Below are 19,677 nucleotides of genomic sequence, written 5' to 3' on the forward strand. Positions count from 1 at the left end.
ATGAAAACGGCGTTAAAGCAAACAAGATTATTCGTAGCGATTTTAATGATGTTCAGCTTGCTTCTGGCCGCATGCAGCGGCGGAAACGGCAATCAGCCGCCGGCCGAAGGATCCAAAGAATCTGCTGGAGAAACGGCTTCGTCAAAAAGTAACGACGAGTTAAAGCCTTATGAGATTGTCATGGTTTTTGCCGCCGGCAGCGAGCCCAAAGATTTACAGCTTGTGCAGGACGAAATCAGTAAAATAACGAAGGAAAAAATGAACGCGACCGTTAAGCTTGTGCCGATTAACTATGGGGCATGGGTTCAGCAAACGATGCTGATGCTGTCGGGCAATGAAAAAGTAGACGTGATTTTAAGCGGCCTTGGGACATACAGCCAAGATGTAGCCAAAGGATACTACCTTCCGCTAGACGACTTGATCGCCCAATACGGGCAAGGGGCGAAAGAGGCGCTGGACGCGCAGGATCCCCAATTCCTCGATGCCGCAAAAATTGAAGGGAAACTATACGGCATCCCTGGAGTTAAGGATTTGGCGGATGAATACGGTTTCACCATCCGCAAGGATCTCGTTGACAAATACAAGCTTGATCTGTCGGCAGTAAAATCTTTGGACGACTTGGACCCGATCCTTCAAACGATTAAAGACAACGAGCCGAATATGGCTCCAATGACCCGGTATGGAAATAGTCTTTTAGATACGATCTCCCCTGCCTATATGGATCCGCTGGGAGAAGGCTTCGGCGTACTCCCGAACCATGATAACGGTCTTCAAGTCGTAAACTGGTTTGAAACGCCTGAATATGCGCAGCTGCTGAATACGGTAAGAAGGTGGTATACGGCGGGCTTTATTCATAAAGACATTGTAACGACTACGGAATACGGACCGGCCTTGGTTAAGGCAGGCAAGGCCGCTTCTTACTTGCAGCATATGAAGCCTGGGATAGAGCAGCAAGAATCGAGAATGACCGCTCATGAGATGGTCTCGATCAGGCTGAAGCCCGCAGTAGCGACGACAGGCAAAATACAAAGAGTCTTATGGAGTATTCCGAATAACGCGAAAAATCCGGAAAGATCTATGATGTTCATCAATCTGTTATTCACCGATAAGCAAATCGTGGATTTGCTCGACTGGGGAGTGGAAGGCAAGCATTACGTGAAAGTGGCGGATAATGTCATTGACTATCCGGAAGGGGTTGATGCCGCGAATACCGGGTACGGTTTAAACCAAGGCTGGATGTTCGGAAATCAGTTTTTATCCTATGTATGGAACGGCACAGACTCTACCATATATGAGCAAATGTCGAAATTCAATCAAGATGCCATAAAATCCAAAGCATTAGGCTTCTCCTTCAACGCGGAAAACGTAAAGACGGAAATCGCCTCCGTGACGAACGTGCAGAACCAGTTCAAGAACGCATTGGAAACCGGAACGGTAGATCCCGCAACGCAATTGCCGGAGTTTATTAAACAGCTTAAAGCGGCAGGCATCGAAAAGATCATTGACGAGAAGCAGAAGCAGCTTGACGAATGGGCGAAGCAATAAATAACGAATGGGCTTCACGTCAGCGTGAAGCCCGTATCCAAATCAATTGCGAGGTGCGACGAAATGAAGCAAGTACGCATGGGGATTATCGGTTTAGGAGCGGAAGGCGGATTTTACGCCAAATTTTTATCCGAAGGCAAAGTGAAAAATATGGTAATCGGCGCCATTTGCGACATTGACCCGGCCAAGAGGGCGGTAAGCCTGGAGAAATACCCCGACGTCCCTTTCTACGACAATTATATCGACATGCTGGAGAGCGGCACCGTTGATGCGATCGTGACGTGCGTCCCGCATTATTTGCACCCGGAGATGGGCATCGAAGCATTAAAGCGAAACATTCACGCATTGGTTGAAAAGCCGGCCGGCGTATATACGAAACAGGTTCGTGAGCTGAACGAATTTGCTGCGTCCAAACCGGAGTTAACCTTCGGAATTTTCTTCAACCAACGAACGAACCCGTTATATCAGAAGCTTAAGGAACTCATCGACAGCGGCGAAATCGGCGCCATCCGCCGAACCAACTGGATCATCACGAATTGGTGGCGGCCGCAAGGCTACTACGACCAAAGTGCGTGGAGAGCGACCTGGGCCGGAGAAGGCGGCGGTGTGCTCGTCAACCAAGCTCCTCATCAGCTCGATTTGCTTCAATGGATTTGCGGGATGCCCAAGAAGGTATACTCCAACGTAAAGTACGGCTATCAACGCAAAATCGCCGTCGAAGACGAAGTGACGGCTTTGCTTGACTATGGCAATGGCGCTACCGGCGTTTTCGTTACGTGCACGCATGATGTGCTGGGTACGGACCGATTTGAAATCCTTGGCGATAAAGGGAAGATCATTGTCGAAGACAGTAAGAAGGTAACGATCAAGCGGTTGAATACGTCCGAGAACGAAATGAGCGCCACCATGAGCATGCAGGATGTTATGAAAATATTCATGGGGCAAAGCGATTCGAATATATACACCGAAGAGGTGCTGGAATTCGGAAGTCAGTGGGGCACGCAGCATATTGCCGTAATGGAAAACTTCGCCGCCAACATTATTGACGGCACGCCGCTCATCGCGCCCGGCAGCGACGGCATCCGCGGCGTAACCTTAGCGAACGCGATTCATCTTTCCAGCTGGCTGGGGAAAGAAGTCGAGATTCCGTTCGACGAAGAGTTGTTCTTATCCGAATTGAATAAAAAAATAGAAGAGGAAGCCGCAAACCCGGTCAAAGTGTAAAGAGGAGGCGTTCGGCAGATGAATAAAGGAAAAATCGGCGTTCAAATGATGATGCTGAAAGGGAAAGCGGATGAAATCGGCGTTTATGAAACGCTGCGGAAAGTTCGAGAGCTCGGATACCGCAGTGTGGAGGTGTCGCAAATTCCGATGACTCCGAGCAATGTGTCGGAGATGAAGCGGGCATCGGACGATTTCGGAATTGACATTGCGGCGCTGTCCGCGGCGGTGGAGCCCATGTTCCCCGGCATGCCGGGCGAAACCTTATCCACCGATTTCGATAAAATCGTGCAGGATTGCAAAACATTGAATTGCAGCTTCTTGCGTATCGGTATGCTTCCGTTCACCGCCATCGGGGATAAAGACAAAATTATGGCATTTGTAAAAAAAGCGGATGAGATCGCGGCGAAATTGGCCGAGCACGGAATTGACTTATATTATCATAACCATCATGTGGAGTTCCAAAAATACGACGGAGAGTATTTGCTGGATATCATCAAAAACAACACGACCCGCCTTGGTTTTGAGATGGATGTGCACTGGATTCAACGGGGCGGTGAAAACCCGGCGGAGTTTATTAAGAAATACGCGGGGCGCGTTGCGTTGATCCACTTGAAGGATTACCGCATCGGCCAAGTGAATATTGATGTTTCTCAAGGCTTTGATCCGAAGAAGTTTTCGGACGCATTTAACAACATCATCCAGTTTGCCGAACTAGGCAAGGGCAATTTGGATTTGAAGAGCATTATCGAAGCGGGCCTGGAAAGCGGAGCTCAACACTTCTTGGTCGAACAAGACGATCTGTACGGCAGCGATCCGTTTGATTGCTTGAAGGCTTCCGCTGACCATTTGAGAAAACTAGGCTACGAGGATTGGTTTTAATGCAGAAGAAAGACGGCATGAACTATGCGCCCCGGGGAAAGCCCAACCCGGTTGTGAACCCCGGGGAGTTCGTCTTTGCCGCGATCGCGCTCGATCACGGCCATATTTACGGCATGTGCAACGGATTGATCGAGGCCGGAGCTTTGTTGAAATGGGTTTTCGATCCGGACCCGATGAAGGTGCAATCTTTCTGCGAAATATTCCCTCAGGCGAAGGCGGCATCATCGGAGCAGGAAATTTTTAACGATCCCGAGGTTCGTTTGATCGCGGCTGCCGCCGTCCCGTCCGAACGGGCGGCGCTGGGGATGAGGGCGATGGATCGCGGCAAGGACTACTTTACGGATAAAACTCCGTTTACGACATTGGAGCAGCTGGCGGCGGCTAAGGCGAAAACTGCAGAAACAGGACGGAAGTACGCCGTTTATTTCAGCGAGAGGCTGCATGTGGAAAGCGCGGTGTTTGCCGGACAGCTCATCCGGGAAGGCGCGATTGGCCGGGTCGTACAGGTAATCGGCTTGGGACCGCATCGCTTGAACGCAGCGTCCCGCCCGGCTTGGTTTTTTGAGAAGAAGAAATACGGCGGAATATTGTGCGATATCGGAAGTCATCAAATCGAGCAATTTCTATACTTTGCGGGCTGCAAAGACGCAAAGATCGTCAGCAGCAAAGTAGCAAACTACCGGGCAAAGGATTTCCCCGAACTGGAGGACTTCGGCGATGCAACGCTGGTCGGCGACAACGGTGCAACCTTCTACTTCCGGGTCGATTGGCTGACGCCGGACGGACTGGGGACATGGGGCGACGGACGAACGATCATTCTAGGAACGGACGGCTATATTGAGCTTAGGAAATATATCGATATCGCGCGGGACAACGAGGGAGATCAGTTGTATTTGGTGAACCATGAAGGGGAGCGGCATTACTCCTTGCATGGGCGGGTCGGGTTCCCGTTCTTCGGGCAATTGATATTGGATTGCTTGAACCGAACGGAGCATGCCATGACTCAAGAGCATATTTTCAAAGCGGCGGAGCTTTGTTTATTGGCGCAGCAGCAAGCGATTCGCCTGGAGTAACCATAGAGAGCATGTAACAGGTCAAATGCCGTTGTCGGCGGAGATAATCTGCCTTGACGGCATTTTCTTATGATATCGGTGGGGGGGCGGCAGGTGAAAACAGGGCCAAGTTTAACGGTACTTTTACTAGGGGCCATTGCAGCGATCCTCAATCAAACGGTTTTAAATGTTGCTTTGCCGACGATCATTGAAACATTTCACGTACAAGCTTCAACAGCCCAATGGCTCATCACGCTTTATATGCTTATCAATGGGGTGACGATCCCAATTACGGCTTTCCTAATGGAACGGTATTCGACGCGGCAGCTTTTTTTCTCCGCCATGTTTATCTTTTCCATCGGAACACTATTATGCGGAATGGCGCCGGCCTTTTCGATTCTCTTATTCGGAAGAATTGTGCAGGCTACGGGTGCGGGCATTATTATGCCTTTATTATTCAGCGTCGTATTCCGGCTTTTCCCTATGGAGAGACGCGGAGCAGTGATGGGCATGGTAGGTATTGCAATAACGTTTGCGCCGGCAGTAGGTCCGACTTTATCGGGAATATTGCTCGAAAAGCTTTCGTGGCACTATATCTTCTTGTCTGTTTTGCCGTTTTCGCTTGCCGCACTGATCGCATCAAGCTTTATTTTAAGAAATGTGTCCGAACCAAAGCCGGTAAAGCTTGATGTACTAAGTGTTATTTTATCAACACTCGGTTTCGGCGGAATCTTGTACGGCTTCGGGTCGGCAGGAGTACTTGGTTGGGGGAGCCCTTACGTTATAACCGCAATTGTGATAGGAATGATTTCTCTTGCGTGGTTTGCAGCACGTCAACTGAGACTGGAACAGCCGCTCATTAATCTGGAAATTTTCAAATCCGCTGAGTATACGTTTTCGATCGTTATCAGCTTCCTTGTAAACTGCGTCACTTTCGCATCCATGATTTTATTGCCGATTTATTTGCAGAGCAGCCGCGGGATGAGTGCCTTAGAGACTGCCTTTTTTCTATTGCCGGGCACGATCTTAATGGGTATTACGTCACCTTTAGCCGGGAGACTATATGATCGATTCGGTGTAAAGTGGCTGGGGTTCATCGGCATGCTTCTATTAGTAATGACGACCGCATTCTATACGAATTTGACAGAAACGACAGGAGTGTTGCCGATGGTGATAGTGTATACGGTCCGCTCATTCGGTCTTACTTTTCTGTTTATGCCGTTAATGACTGCCGGGCTGAACGCGTTGCGGCCTGAACTGCACGGTCATGGGGCAACGATGCAAAACACGCTGCAAGCGATCGCCGGTTCCATTGGAGCCGCAATCATGACAACGATCATGACAGCGCAATCCAACCTGTATATCGCCGAGGAAATGTCAAGAGCGGGCATTGCGCCATCGGCAACGGGATCGATTGGCGACATAGCGGCGGCAGGCTTATTGCACGGTGTGAACCGCTCTTTCACGGCAGCCGCGATCTTCGCCGCTGCCGGTCTGGCAAACATGATCGCGTTAGCTGTTATACTGGATCGGAAAAAAAGGGATATTTGCATAGTGCATGAAGCAACAAACAAATGACTGGGGAACCGTGGGCAAACGTTGGCAGGCAAAGGTGCAGGTGCATATGCGTGCGCAGGATGGACAGGGTCGAGTTGGGTCCGGTCCGGCCCGGTCGGTTGAAAATTGTCAGTCAAGTAGACAAAATTGTCAGCGCAGAGTGACAAAATAGTCAGTCCGATTGACTAGCGGTTGCAAGTGTCAATAAGATTGACAAAATAGTCAGCGCTCGCTGACAGATTAGTCAATATCGCTGACAAATGACTGGGGAACATGATAAATGTATTTTCTGAATTGCACTTTTGTATGTTTCGATTCGTTTTGGGAAAAATTAGAGCCGACTTCAACATAGGAGGATTTTTACAACATGAGTAACCGGTTCGAAGGGAAAGTAGTATTAATCACCGGGGCAGGCTCCGGATTAGGGCGGGCCTCCGCTTTGCAAGCGGCAAGAGAAGGAGCAAAGCTTTCATTGGTTGATTTGAACAGCAATTCTTTAGAGGAAACAAAGAAAATGATTCTGGAAACAGCACCGGAAGCGGAGGTGCTTGTCATTACCGCGGATGTCTCGAATGAACAATCGGTAAAACATTATGTTGACAAAACGATGGAGAAATACGGCCGAATCGATGGGTTCTTCAATAATGCCGGAATTGAAGGAAAGCAGAACTTGACTGAAGATTATGGCAGCGACGAATTCGGCAAGGTGCTGGGCGTGAATCTGAACGGTGTATTTTTTGGAATGAAGTATGTTTTAAAAGTAATGAAACAACAAGGTTCCGGTTCGATTGTAAATACGGCTTCCGTCGGAGGAATCCGGGGTGTCGGGAATCAGTCGGGATATGCAGCGAGCAAGCATGGCGTTGTAGGGTTAACCAGAAACTCCGGCATCGAGTACGGGCAATATGGAATTACCATCAATGCGATTGCTCCCGGAGCGATTATGACGCCGATGGTTGAAGCTTCTTTAAAACAAATCGGCGGCGACAACTGGTAAGAGGCGGGCAAAGAGTTCGTAAGCGTAAACCCAATGAAACGATTCGGCAAACCTGAAGAGGTGGCAAACTTAGTCGCTTTCTTGTTATCGGATCAAGCTTCTTTTATCAATGCAACCGTCGTTCCGATCGATGGAGGACAATCGTATAAATACTAAGTAAATACTTAATTTGTGACCCGTTGTTTTTCCAAATCAAATCCCCCGCTTTTATATATCCAGGCATTGGGTATAAAAGCGGGGGATTTTTGTTGATTTTTTTTGAAATAAAATTCCAAAAAGGTATTGAAAAATGAAATTAAATTTAATAGTCTGTAAAAGGGGGGATTGAAACCCAATCGTTACAAACAGGGGGGATGGGCCGAATAGCGGCAACAGACGAAGGGAATTGAAAGCGGATACAATTCATGAGGAGGAAGTGAAGTAATGAGTATGTACGTGCAACGCTTCAAGAGACCGATCTCGGCGATTACGGCATTATCTTTATTTCTTAGCGTCATGTTCGTACTTGCCCCGACCGCCAAAGCCGGAGCGGCGCCGGCGTCGACGGTAGAAGGCTTTGAGCAGCTTGCCGGGCTGGTCGCATCGTCCGCCCAAGCGAATTCGGTGCGGCTGGATTTGGTAAGCCGGCCGGAGACGATCTATCACGGCCAGCATGCCGTTAAACTCTCTTATGATTTTACAGGCAAACCGGGCACCTCGGCGGCTTACGTCAATTTACGGGACCCGGATGGTACGGCCGGACGATCGATCGAGGGAGAGCCCAAGAAAATCGGATTATGGGTGTACGGCGACGGGAACAACCATTGGCTGCGGGCCCAGCTGCGGGATTCCACAGGCACGCTGGCGCCGGTTGATTTCACTTCGAGCAGCGGCTTGAACTGGAAGGGCTGGAGGTACGTGTCGGTCGCCGTTCCCGCCACGCTCAAGCCGCCGATCAAAATCAATCAAATTTATATTGCCGAGACGAAGGCGGACAATAAAAACAGCGGCGCGATCTATTTCGATCAGCTGAGAGCGTTCTATACGGATTCGACCGTGTACGGCCTGGACTTCGCCGGACTGCATCCGATGCAAACGGGCGAGTCGCTGCAAGCGAAGGTGTTCGCCGCTTATCAGAACGCAGTGGAGCCGGTGGAAGTCACAAGCGGCATATCCTTCCGAAGCGGCAATGAGGAGGTGGCGACAGTCGACGCAAACGGAACGGTGCATGCGCACAAGGCGGGCTCAGCGGTCATTACCGCAAGCTACGGCAACGCGCCGGAAGCGGCGTATACGCTAACCGTTACGGATGAGCCGGTTGCTCCGCAATCGCTGCCGCTGTCCGCTCCGGTTAAGCTTGAGGCGGGCACGAGCGAGCGGGTTCGGGTATACGCCGTATACGGCGGGTCTGCGGAACCGGCTGCGATTGTGAGCGGCGCCGCATTTGAAAGCAGCCGCCCCGACATTGCGGCGGTGGACGCCTCCGGACGGATCAGCGCGCTGAAAACCGGTACGGCGGTCATTACCGTTCAATACGACGGGGCAACGGCGACGCATGCGGTGACGGTAACGGATCCGGTGCCGGTGCTGCAATCCATCGCACTGTCCGGCTTGCGGACGATGGAGATCGGGCAAACCCGTCAGGCCCGAGTGTTCGGTACATATACTTGGCTGCCGGAGCCCGTTGAAATTACGAGCGGCGTTGCTTTCGTCAGCAGCGACCCCGGCGTAGCATCCGTCGGCCCGACCGGCGAAGTGAAGGCGCTGAAGCCGGGAGCCGCACGAATAACGGCGACATACCAAGGCAAGTCGGCAAGCTACTACTTGGCGGTCAATAAAGTAGCCGTCGTTCCGAAGACGGAGCTCAGAGCCGCTTGGATCGCGACCGTCGACAATGTCGATTGGCCGAGCAAGGGCGTGACGGAGGCGGAGCAGCAGAAGCAGGAGTATATCGAGCTTCTGGATGAGCTGCAGGCGGCCGGCATGAACGCCGTCATTATGCAAATTAAGCCTACGGCGGACGCTTTCTACCCTTCGGAATACGGGCCTTGGTCGGAGTGGCTCACGGGCGTTCAAGGCAAGGATCCGGGCTATAATCCGCTCGCCTTCATGCTGGAAGAGGTTCACAAACGCAATATGGAGTTCCATGCTTGGTTTAACCCGTACCGGATCAGCCTTCACGATCGGATCGATCTTCTCGTAGAGGACCACCCGGCGCGCCAGCATCCGGATTGGGTCGTCAGCTACGGCGGCAAGCTGTATTTCAATCCGGGCATTCCGGAAGCGAAGGACTTCATTATCGACAGCATTATGGAAGTAGTGAAGAACTATGATATTGACGCGGTGCATTTTGACGACTACTTTTATCCGTATCCGGTTTCCGGGGTCGACTTCCCCGATCAAGAAGCGTTCGAGCAGTACGGCGGCGGCTTCACGAACAAGGCGGATTGGAGAAGAAACAACGTCGATACGTTCGTTCAGGAAATGGCGGCGGCGATCAAGCGGGAGAAGAGCTATGTGAAATTCGGCATCAGCCCGTTCGGGATCTGGAGAAACAAGAGCCAAGATCCTTCCGGCTCCGATACGAACGGATTGAGCGCCTATGACGACATCTATGCGGACACGAAGAAATGGGTGGAGCATGAGTGGATCGATTACATTACGCCGCAAATTTACTGGTACATGGGTTACTCGCCTGCGGCCTACGATAAGCTGATCGAATGGTGGAACGGACTTGTGCAAGGGAAAAACGTTCACCTATACAGCGGCCAAGCGGTTTACCGAATCGGCAGCTCCGACCCGGCTTGGATGAATCCGGACGAAATGCCGACACAGGTTGCATATAACCGAAACTTCGATAACGTGAAAGGAAGCATGTTCTTCAGCGCGAAGTGGCTGCCGGAAAATCCGCTCGGATTTACCGACCGGTTGAAGAATGATCTTTACAAATATAAAGCGCTCATTCCTTCGATGCCTTGGATCGATGCGGAGGCTCCGGGCGCGCCGGCGATTGTTTCCGCCATCCGCAAGCCTGCGGGCGTGGAGCTGACGTGGTACGGCAGCGGGGCAACCGATGAGTCGTATTATGTAGTGTATCGATTCGACGGGGAAACGGCGGGGAGCGTGCAAGAAGCGGCACGAATCGTGGATACGGTACGGAAGCGGGAGGGGGCCGTGCAAACGTACATCGACCGCACTGCAGCGGACGGACTAACCTACACCTACGTTGTGACGGCCGTAGACCGTATTCATAATGAGAGCGAGCCGAGCGGCGGAATTACTATGACGAATATTTTGGATACGGCGCCGCCTGTTACGGCAGCAGCCGCCCAGGGCACGTCAAATAACGGGTGGTACGTGTCGGAGGTTTCCGTAAAGCTGAGCGCAGCCGACGACCTGAGCGGAGTGGAGCGTACGGAATTCAGCACGGATCACGGGGAAACGTGGACGCTCTACACTGAACCGGTGTCGATTGCGGCTGACGGCGTTCATACGCTGCTGTACCGCTCAACCGACCGTACAGGAAACATAGAGCAAGCGTTGTCGGTCGAAATTCCGGTAGACCGGACGGCGCCGACAATCGAGATCGTCGGGGCGGGAGCATTCGCCATCGACGATACGGTGACTATCACATGTGCAGTATCGGATACGGTATCCGGCATCGTGTATAATCCCTGCACAGGTCCGCTCGTACATGCTCGCGCGTTCGAGCTGGAGCCGGGCGAGCATCTTTTGACGGTTGAAGCGGAGGATGCGGCCGGAAACAAAGCGACGGTTTCGGCGACGTATACGGTGATAGTAACGGAAGAGGGCTATGCAAGTCTCATTCGGGAGTTTGTGACGGGCGACGGGGAACAAGGCGTTGAAGACTCGCTCCTTAAGAAGCTGGAGAAGCGCCAGATTACTCCCCTCATTCAAGAGCTTGAAGCGCTGGCTGGGAAAAAGCTGATCTCGGAGCATGCGGCGGTCTTAATCCGGTTGGCGGAACGATTACAATAACAATTATCATAAAGGGACAGTTCGAGGCGGAAGACCACTCGGACTGTCTCTTTTTTTGTTTGTGCCGGAACAACAAATTAGCGGTCATCTTGTTCCGTTAAATCGCGGGATTCCGCCGTTTGCCGCGAATCAGCGGACATTGTGTTCCGCCAATAGCGTTGCGCTCTTTACCGGCTGCATCCGAGCCGTCGTTTTTTGAACGCTTGGAAATAATCATTGACTATTTGTTATAACAATAATAATCTTGTTGTAACAACAAATTCCGAGATAAGCAGAATCAAAACCTAACCCGATTAATATTTATCAATTGATTGAAGGTGGTGCGAAGATCCTGAATTCGTGTAGTCATTGAAAGGGGAAATAGGGAAGATGGATACTCCGGCGATTATAATCAATGCGAACAAAATGGATGAGAACATACGAAAGGCAGCCGAAATCGCGAAACGATATGGCGTTAACCTGCGTCCCCATACGAAAACTCACAAAATACCGGATATTGCAAAAAAGCAATTGGAAGCGGGGGCTTGCGGGATCACGGTTGCCAAGGTGTCCGAGGCGGAGGTCATGGCCGGACATGGTATCGACGATATATTCGTAGCTTATCCGGTTGTAACGGAAGCGAAGCTGGAGAGAGCGGCCGAGCTAAACCGCAGCGTTCATCTCACAGTAGGAGTAGACAGCATAGAAGGCGCCGTAAAAATGTCCGAGGTCGCAAGAAGGCATAACAGACCGATCCGGGTTCGTATGGAGGTCGATACCGGATTTAAGCGAACCGGTGTGCGGTACGAGCATGCGATGAAGCTTGCCTATCAACTGCAAAGCTTGGAGTTTCTTATTTTTAAAGGCATTTATACGTTCCGCGGTTCTTTTATGGACGGCAATCCTACGCTCGATTTTGAGAAGGCAGGGCTTGAAGAAGGCAGGCTCATGGTCGATTTGGCCGAACGTATGAGGAACGCGGGGATTGAAGTGAGCGAAATTAGCGTCGGTTCGACGCCCACGGCACCTTTTGCGGCTCAAGTTAGAGGAGTTACGGAAGTGAGGCCGGGAACATACGTATTTTTTGACCGTTGGCAGGCGGCTCTCGGTTGCTGCAGTTTGGAGGAGTGCGCAGCTGCTGTTCGGGTTACCGTTGTCAGCCGGCCGGATGACGATTTCGTCGTTATTGACGGCGGCAGCAAAACGTTCGCAACGGACATTGCGCCGGACACCAAACCGCTGTTCCTTAAAGGGTACGGCCATATTGTAGAAGCGCCTCATGCGATCCTGGAGCGTCTTTCGGAAGAGCACGGAATGGTCCGAATCCGTAAAGAAGACCCGTTTCAGGTCGGCGATGTGCTGCATGTGATTCCGAATCATATCTGCAGCACTTTGAACCTGCATAATAAGGTTTATATTGAAGACGACAGCGGTATTCATGAGAAAACGGTGTTTGCCAGAGGAATGCTTTCTTGACAAAGAACGGGAGTGACTGTCCGAATGAGGTCAAAAATCGAAGAACGATTAAAGGAATTAGGAATTGATTTGCCCGAACCGGAAGAGCCTAAGTTTTCTTATATCCCGTGCACTCAAACGGGGAATCTCGTTTATGTATCCGGTCAAGTTGCACGGGCGGGCGGCGAATTGATCTATACAGGGAAGCTGGGAAGCGAGCTGACGATTGAGCAGGGGCAGGAGGCCGCCCGTCAAACGATCATTAACAGTCTTTCCGTTTTAAAATGGTATTTAGGCGATTTGGATCGGATTGCGAAGGTTGTGAAAGTGCTTGGATTTGTAAATAGTGCGCCGGGATTTGCAGAGCAGCCGTACGTCATAAACGGAGCGTCCGATCTGCTCGTTGAGGTTTTCGGCGAGAACGGAAAGCATGCCCGCTCCGCCATAGGCGTAAGCGAGCTGCCTTTCCATACGCCGGTTGAGACGGAAATCATCGTTGAAATTCGAGACTGAAAGGAGGTTCGGATATTGCGCTTGATTATGGGAGTAGACGGCGGCGGAAGCAAAACTTACACCGTTATTGTCGACGAGGCCGGTAACAAGCTCGGAAGCGGAGTTTCGGGCTGCGGAAATCACCAAGTGAACGGAATAGACGAGACGATTCGGAATATCCGAGAATCTATGGAGATAGCGCTCAAGGAAGCCGATCTGCAAGCATCGGACATTGATTTCGTCCAATACGGGCTTGCGGGTGCGGATCGGGAGAAGGATTTTGCGATTCTTCGGCCCGCGCTCGGTTGTTTGCCAATTCCCAATTGGGATGTCGTTTGCGATACGATGGAAGGGCTTCGTACGGGAAGCAAGGATAATATCGGCGTCATCCTCGTATGCGGCAGCGGTACGAATGCGGCGGGAAGAAATCCGTCCGGTCAAACCGTTCAGACAGGCGGCTTCGGGTACCTTTACGGAGATGCGGCCGGCGGAGGCCATATGGCGAGCGAGACGTTCCGGGCGGCCGTCCGTTCGTGGGAATACCGTGAAATTCCATCCATCCTTCCGGATATGGTGGCGCAATTTCTAGGCTTCAGCGATTTCGAGCAAACACTTAATCATTATCTCGATCATGAACTGTACAGCGTTCCTCGGAATGTAACGATCGTACTCCACGAAGCTGCCGATAAAGGCGATTTGCTGGCGATTCAGCTGCTGGAAACAACCGGGAAGGAGCTCGGCATCGCCGCCAATTCGGTCATTCGCAGGCTTGGGGGCTTTGACGGCGTTACCATTCCGATTGTACTGGTAGGCAGCGTGCTGCAAAAAGGGAAAAACCCGCATTTGCTGAATGCATTGAAGCGTACCGTGGAAAAAGAGAACCCGCATTTCGAGCTCATCCTTCCGGAAATGGCGCCTGTCTACGGTTCCATTTTGCTGGGGATGGACCATCTGGGCATTGATGCGCCTCAAGCGGTATACGACAAATTTATTCAATACGGAGGTTATGATCAATGAGGAAGGAAGCCTTGAAGGTAGCCGTCATCGGCGGGGGATCCTCGTACACGCCTGAACTGATTGAGGGAATCATTAAACGTTATCATGAGCTTCCGATAAGAGAGTTGTACTTGGTAGATGTCGAAGAAGGCCGCGAAAAGCTTGAGATCGTCGGCGCGCTTGCCAAGCGCATGATCGAGAAGGCCGGCTTGCCGATCGATCTACACCTTACCCTGGATCGGAGAGAGGCGATTTCCGGCGCGGATTTTGTCACGACGCAGATGCGCGTCGGCTTGCTTGAAGCCCGATCCAGAGACGAGAAAATTCCATTGCGTTACGATTGCATCGGCCAAGAGACTACAGGTGCGGGGGGCTTAGCCAAAGCGCTGCGCACGGTTCCCGTGATTCTTGATATATGCAAAGACATCGAGGAATTGGCGCCGAACGCATTTTTGCTGAATTTTACGAATCCGGCGGGCATTGTTACGGAAGCGGTGCTGAAGCATACGAACGTTCGCACGATCGGTCTTTGCAATCTTCCGATCGGAACGAGAATGCAGATCGCTAGATTGTGCGACGTGGACGTATCCAAGGTTTATATCGAGATGGCGGGCATCAACCATTTGAATTGGACTACGAGGGTGTTGGTGGACGGAATCGACATTACCTCCAGTATTATCAATAAAGCGGCCGGCGCTTCCGGTCTTACGATGAAAAATATACCAGACTTCGGCTGGGATGCGGAATTCCTTCAGTCGCTGGGCGCTTTGCCTTGCAGCTATCATCGATACTTTTATATGAAGGATCAAATGCTGGCCGAGCAAAAGAAGCAGCTGGAAAACGGAACGACGCGCGCCGATACGGTAAAGAAGGTGGAAGCGGAGCTGTTCGAGCTTTATAAGCAGCCGGAATTGAACGTGAAGCCTCCGCAGCTGGAAAAACGCGGGGGAGCTTATTATTCGGAAGTCGCCATGAATCTCATTTCTTCCATATATAACGATAAAAAAGATATCCAAACGGTTAATGTAAGAAACAACGGAATCATCGCTTGCTTGCCGGATGACGTTTCTATTGAAGTAAATAGCGTAATCGGCGCTGACGGCGCGACTCCGCTTCAAATCAAGTCACCGATCGGCCCGGAAATCCGGGGACTGCTTCAGGTTGTCAAAGCATACGAAGAGCTGACGGTGAAGGCGGCCGTTTACGGCGATACCCATGCTGCGCTTCAAGCCCTAACGATTCATCCGTTGGTAGGCTCGGCTGCTTTGGCTCAGAATATATTGCGCGACATTTTGCAAGAAAATAAACGATACCTTCCTCAGTTTCAATAAACAGGCGCACCTTAATGAGGATTAAGATCTCCGTATTTTATTTGCTGTTGTATCTCGGTATGGGCGCCGTTTCGCCTTTTATGAGCTTGTTTCTGGACGAACAAGGGTTCAATGGAAGCGAAATCGGAATCATTCTCGCGGCGGGTTCGTTGACCGGCATTGTGGCGCAGCCGATTTTCGGGCTGATTAACGATGCTTCGAAGGATTACAGGACGCTGCTGAAAGTATCGACTCTTTTATCGGCGTTCGCGGTATTCGGTTTTTTCTTCAGTCATAGCTTTTGGCCGATCATCGTCACCGCTATTATTTTTTCATTCATAAATACGCCTACGGCTCCGATAGTGGATGCGTTCGCCGTTGAGAAAGCGCCGGCATTCGGGTTTTCCTACGGTCAGGTTCGCGTTTGGGGAGCGATAGGCTTCGCGCTTATTACGGTGATTGCCGGATATGCTTTGAGCAGCGTCGGCTACAAGTATATGTTTCTGGCGTACGCGTTTTTTGCAATCTTCATGTTTGCGATGATTTTTTCGTTTCCCCGAATCGATCGGCCGAAGCGCCCCTCTGTCTTTGGCAGAGAGGTGCTCGGCGCGGTGTTCACGAATTGGCGGTTTGTCCTGTTCGTGGCCATATGTTTGCTGATTTCGATAAGTGTTACGATGAATTTTAGCTATTTGCCGATTTACTTTCAAAAATTGCATTATCCCGTTGACCTGGTCGGCTGGAACTTCACCATTGCCGCGGTTGTAGAAATTCCATTGTTTTTGTTTTCGACATATGTCATTCGGCGCATCGGGCTGTTTCCGATGCTGGCGATCGGGACGTGCGCTTACGCCGTGAAGTACACCGTCATGGGGTTTACTCCGCCGCTTGGCGCGGTGCTTGCATTGCAGGCATTGGATGGAGTGGCGTTTGCCTTTTATTTTACGGCGGCCGTAGAAATTGTGAACCGGATGGCCCCCGATAACGGAAAGGCCACCGCTCAGTCCGTATTTGCCGCGGCCGGCGGAATCGCGGGAATTGCCGCGAATGCGGCGGGGGGAGCGATCATCGACACCCAAGGGCCGCAGTTTCTTTTCTTGCTTATGGGGGGCATTAGCTTCTTTGCTACGCTGCTATTCATCTTATTTCCAAGAAAGCATGTTCAGCGGGATACAGACTATGCTATAACCGGCTCGAATGGATAAAAAGAAAAGAGGTTACGGACGATGTAAGTCCCTGGTTTCTCCGAAAAACAGGGACTTATTTGTTTTCAACCGGGGTTTGGAATTGCCTTGGGGTTATAATTGATAATTTCTTTCGATTACAAATTTGGAGCGGTCTCCCCTGAAATATCCGTAGCTATATTCGATAGGAACTTCATCGGCAGTATATGCAGTCGTCTCCAAGTAGAAGGCGGGGGTTCCTTCCGGAATGTTAAGGTAATTCGAAGTCATTTGATCCGTAAGAACAGGCTCGACATACTCAACCGTACGCTTTACGGGAAATTGAAACTTCGTTCGGAGGAGCTTGTACAGCGATCCTTCGCAATCTTCATGTTGCAAGCCCGGGGTAAATTTCCAAGGCAGAAACGAGACCTCGTAAGCCAAAGGCTCGTTATCGGCATAACGCACTCTCAACAGTTTATTGACCGGGTCTTTTTCGGCAATTTGCAATGAAGCGGCCAACGCCGGAGTAGCGGGAATCACCATCAAATCCAATACTCGCGTTTCAGGTCGAAGTCCTTGGTCCAGCATTTGCTCCGCAAAGCCCTTTTCCAGCGATGTTATAGAATGGTGCACCTTCGGTTTCGAAACGAAAGTGCCCTTCCCTTGCACCCGGTGAATTCTTCCCTCGAGCGCTAATTGCTGCAGCGCCAATCGGATCGTCGTGCGGCTTACGTCAAATTGCTTGCATAGCTCCGATTCCGTCGGGAGCTGCTCCCCGATCGGGTATTTGCCTGATTTGATCATCTCTAAAATTTTGTCCTTAACTACGTTGTAAAGGGCAATTCCCGACTTTTCCTCCATTACTGCAGATGCTCCCCCTAAATACGTTGTTTATTGTCGAAAATGTTATTACAAATAATCATATTATTGTAATGACAAGTGGTCAAGAAACTATAAGATGAACATAGTAAATTGACGGAAGGTTTAAAAGGTAATAACATTATATCAATGTTATTATGTAATTAATTGGAAATATAAACTCGTGAAGTCCACGCCGCAAATTGTCCGGGAGAGTGAATAGCCGTGAACTATCGTTGGAAAATTGTCGTAACCGATTATGAATACCCTGATTTGAGCTATGAAGAAGCGGTATTTGCCGATTTAGGCGAAGGAGCTTTTGAATTTGTGAAAGTACAGTGCCGTACGGAAGAGGAAGTGATTGCAGCTGCGGCTAATGCGGATGCGTTGATGAGCCAGTATGCGCCCATCGGTTCCCGTGTGATTAAACGGCTGGAAAGGTGTAAAGTCATTTCCCGATACGGAGTCGGGTACGATGTAGTTGATGTAGAAAGCGCGACGGCAAAAGGCATATGTGTGGCAAATGTGCCGGATTACTGCATGGATGAGGTTTCCGATCACACGCTAGCGCTTCTATTGGCTTGGAATCGTAAAATTCCCCAATACAATCGGCATATAAGGGACGGCCATTGGAATTATAAAGCGGAAACCCCGATTACTCGAATTAGAGGTCAAAAGCTAGGCTTGATCGGCTTCGGGCGCATTCCAAGGGCGGTTGCCTCGAAGGCTCGCGCTTTCGGATTTGAGGTGCTGGTGTACGACCCATTTGTAAGCAGTGATATTGTACGTCAGTCCGGATGCGAAATGGCGGAGCTCGAGCAACTTATGCGGGAATCCGATTTCGTATCTGTACATACACCTCTAAACAATCATACGCGAGGTTTTATGAACGCAGGCTTGCTTCGGTGCATGAAGAAAACGGCGTTCTTGATCAACACCTCGCGCGGCCCGATTGTCAACGAGGACGATTTAGTGAGGGCATTACAAGAAGGATGGTTGGCAGGCGCGGCACTTGATGTGATTGAACAGGAGCCGATACGACCCGGTCACCCGTTTCTGACAATGGATAACGTAATCCTGACTCCTCATGTTGCATGGTACTCCGAGCAATCTCAGGCGGAGCTGCGAACAAAATGCGCAACAAACGTGCTGCAGGTGTTACAGGGGTATTACCCGACTTATTTAGTAAATCCGGAAGTAAAACAAAGAACGGAACTGGAAGAAATTTGACGCTTTTGAGAATTGACGCGAAGAGCGGAAGCCGCAAATCGGGAGGATGTAACAGATTTATGGTAAACTTCTATTCAAGAAGTATAGCAAGTAAGGAGTGGAGCAGTTGTTTGCTGAACAGCGGCATCAAATCATTATTCAGAAACTGAATCAGGACAAATCGATCCGAGCGTCGGAGCTAATGGAGTATTTCGGAGTTTCGTTCGAGACGATCAGACGAGACCTCGAATATTTGGAGAGCGAAGGCTACCTGCGGCGGGTGCACGGCGGAGCGATTTTGAAGGAGCCGGACTACAGCCGGGAAATTCCCTTGCCGATCCGCGAATCCATATATTTGGAAGAGAAGGCGGAGCTGGCCCGAATTGCTGTTCGCTATGTGACCGAAGGGATGTCCGTCGCGCTTGACGCAAGTACGACCAACACCCAGATCGCGAAGGAACTGAAGATGAAGTTCGAACGCTTGACGGTCATTACGAACTCGCTTCCGATCGTGAACGAATTCATATCGATGCCGGGGTACACGCTCATTATGACCGGGGGCGTTATTCGCCAAGAAGAGCAAAGTATTATCGGCGATTTGGCGGAAGAGTTTGCGTCGCGCTTTCATGCGGATTTGTTTTTTATGAGTATGAGCGGGGTTACGTTAGAAGCGGGCATTACGGATAACGCGATCGGCGAAGTTCAAGTGAAAAAAATTATGCACGCAAACGCCAAGCGATCCATCGCCCTTGCAGACAGCAGCAAGTTCGGACAAAATTCGTTAATCAAAGTATGCGGCGTAACGGAAGTCGAACGGTTTGTAACGGATTCGAAAATCGACCGGGAGCTTGTCGAGCAATTCGGCAAGAGCGGGGTCGAAATCGTATACCGATAATATCAATAAATGAAACGATTCTAGGTTACCACGAACCTGGGATCTTTTTTTTGTATTCTCGGATGTGTTTGGTTTTATTATATTG

General features: G+C 50.6%; 14 protein-coding genes and 1 pseudogene. 14 read left to right on the forward strand and 1 reads right to left on the reverse strand.

All coding sequences use genetic code 11. The features are described from left to right. From PT964_RS19265 to PT964_RS19320, 12 genes and pseudogenes are all read left to right on the forward strand, one after another. Positions 1–1,545 (forward strand): ABC transporter substrate-binding protein, encoded by a 1,545-nt coding sequence (locus tag PT964_RS19265; protein WP_274364979.1) that lies wholly within the window; start codon positions 1–3, stop codon positions 1,543–1,545. Positions 1,546–1,608: 63 nt separating this feature from the next. Continuing rightward, on the forward strand, positions 1,609–2,769 hold the full coding sequence (locus PT964_RS19270) for a Gfo/Idh/MocA family protein (protein ID WP_274364980.1): 1,161 nt from the start codon (positions 1,609–1,611) through the stop codon (positions 2,767–2,769). Positions 2,770–2,787: 18 nt separating this feature from the next. Then, on the forward strand, positions 2,788–3,648 hold the full coding sequence (locus PT964_RS19275) for a sugar phosphate isomerase/epimerase family protein (RefSeq protein WP_274364981.1): 861 nt from the start codon (positions 2,788–2,790) through the stop codon (positions 3,646–3,648). Continuing rightward, positions 3,648–4,721, forward strand: a complete 1,074-nt coding sequence (locus PT964_RS19280) for a Gfo/Idh/MocA family protein (RefSeq protein WP_274364982.1) — start codon at positions 3,648–3,650, stop codon at positions 4,719–4,721. Before PT964_RS19275 ends, PT964_RS19280 begins: the two co-directional genes overlap by 1 nt. 93 nt (positions 4,722–4,814) lie before the next feature. After that, positions 4,815–6,278 (forward strand): DHA2 family efflux MFS transporter permease subunit, encoded by a 1,464-nt coding sequence (locus PT964_RS19285; protein WP_274364983.1) that lies wholly within the window; start codon positions 4,815–4,817, stop codon positions 6,276–6,278. A gap of 346 nt (positions 6,279–6,624) precedes the next feature. Continuing rightward, positions 6,625–7,410: pseudogene (locus tag PT964_RS19290) on the forward strand (glucose 1-dehydrogenase). Between the two features lie 267 nt (positions 7,411–7,677). After that, positions 7,678–11,232, forward strand: coding sequence for a family 10 glycosylhydrolase (locus tag PT964_RS19295; protein WP_274364984.1), 3,555 nt, complete (start codon positions 7,678–7,680; stop codon positions 11,230–11,232). Positions 11,233–11,601: 369 nt separating this feature from the next. Next, on the forward strand, positions 11,602–12,687 hold the full coding sequence (locus tag PT964_RS19300; RefSeq protein WP_274364985.1) for an alanine racemase: 1,086 nt from the start codon (positions 11,602–11,604) through the stop codon (positions 12,685–12,687). A gap of 24 nt (positions 12,688–12,711) precedes the next feature. Then, positions 12,712–13,179 (forward strand): RidA family protein, encoded by a 468-nt coding sequence (locus PT964_RS19305; RefSeq protein WP_274364986.1) that lies wholly within the window; start codon positions 12,712–12,714, stop codon positions 13,177–13,179. A gap of 15 nt (positions 13,180–13,194) precedes the next feature. Then, on the forward strand, positions 13,195–14,175 hold the full coding sequence (locus PT964_RS19310; protein WP_274364987.1) for an N-acetylglucosamine kinase: 981 nt from the start codon (positions 13,195–13,197) through the stop codon (positions 14,173–14,175). Next, positions 14,172–15,485: a 6-phospho-beta-glucosidase gene (locus PT964_RS19315; protein WP_274364988.1), complete on the forward strand. Its 1,314-nt coding sequence runs from the start codon at positions 14,172–14,174 to the stop codon at positions 15,483–15,485. The genes PT964_RS19310 and PT964_RS19315 overlap by 4 nt, the downstream gene beginning before the upstream one ends. A gap of 14 nt (positions 15,486–15,499) precedes the next feature. Then, a complete protein-coding gene (locus tag PT964_RS19320) occupies positions 15,500–16,669 on the forward strand; it encodes an MFS transporter (protein ID WP_274364989.1) in 1,170 nt (389 codons plus the stop codon). Positions 16,670–16,762: 93 nt separating this feature from the next. On the opposite strand, the gene PT964_RS19325 is transcribed toward PT964_RS19320, so the two are convergent. Beyond that, positions 16,763–17,491, reverse strand: coding sequence for a GntR family transcriptional regulator (locus PT964_RS19325; protein ID WP_274364990.1), 729 nt, complete (start codon positions 17,489–17,491; stop codon positions 16,763–16,765). A gap of 222 nt (positions 17,492–17,713) precedes the next feature. Here PT964_RS19325 and PT964_RS19330 point away from each other — a divergent pair, with 222 nt between their 5' ends. Both PT964_RS19330 and PT964_RS19335 read left to right on the forward strand, forming a co-directional pair. Continuing rightward, entirely contained in the window at positions 17,714–18,718 is a 1,005-nt protein-coding gene (locus PT964_RS19330) for a C-terminal binding protein (protein ID WP_274364991.1), read from the forward strand. A 97-nt stretch (positions 18,719–18,815) separates the two neighbouring features. After that, entirely contained in the window at positions 18,816–19,592 is a 777-nt protein-coding gene (locus PT964_RS19335; RefSeq protein ID WP_337995051.1) for a DeoR/GlpR family DNA-binding transcription regulator, read from the forward strand. Positions 19,593–19,677: the final 85 nt, after the last annotated feature.

Source organism: Paenibacillus thermotolerans, assembly GCF_028745515.1.
In the GTDB taxonomy this organism is placed as follows: domain Bacteria; phylum Bacillota; class Bacilli; order Paenibacillales; family YIM-B00363; genus Paenibacillus_AE; species Paenibacillus_AE thermotolerans.

Bases quoted from the DNA above. Each gene is read 5' to 3' on its own strand.
- PT964_RS19265 (WP_274364979.1), top strand. From the start codon at position 1: ATGAAAACGGCGTTAAAGCAAACAAGATTATTCGTAGCGATTTTAATG.
- PT964_RS19270 (WP_274364980.1), top strand. From the start codon at position 1,609: ATGAAGCAAGTACGCATGGGGATTATCGGTTTAGGAGCGGAAGGCGGA.
- PT964_RS19275 (WP_274364981.1), top strand. From the start codon at position 2,788: ATGAATAAAGGAAAAATCGGCGTTCAAATGATGATGCTGAAAGGGAAA.
- PT964_RS19280 (WP_274364982.1), top strand. From the start codon at position 3,648: ATGCAGAAGAAAGACGGCATGAACTATGCGCCCCGGGGAAAGCCCAAC.
- PT964_RS19295 (WP_274364984.1), top strand. From the start codon at position 7,678: ATGAGTATGTACGTGCAACGCTTCAAGAGACCGATCTCGGCGATTACG.
- PT964_RS19300 (WP_274364985.1), top strand. From the start codon at position 11,602: ATGGATACTCCGGCGATTATAATCAATGCGAACAAAATGGATGAGAAC.
- PT964_RS19305 (WP_274364986.1), top strand. From the start codon at position 12,712: ATGAGGTCAAAAATCGAAGAACGATTAAAGGAATTAGGAATTGATTTG.
- PT964_RS19315 (WP_274364988.1), top strand. From the start codon at position 14,172: ATGAGGAAGGAAGCCTTGAAGGTAGCCGTCATCGGCGGGGGATCCTCG.
- PT964_RS19320 (WP_274364989.1), top strand. From the start codon at position 15,500: ATGAGGATTAAGATCTCCGTATTTTATTTGCTGTTGTATCTCGGTATG.
- PT964_RS19325 (WP_274364990.1), bottom strand. From the start codon at position 17,491: ATGGAGGAAAAGTCGGGAATTGCCCTTTACAACGTAGTTAAGGACAAA.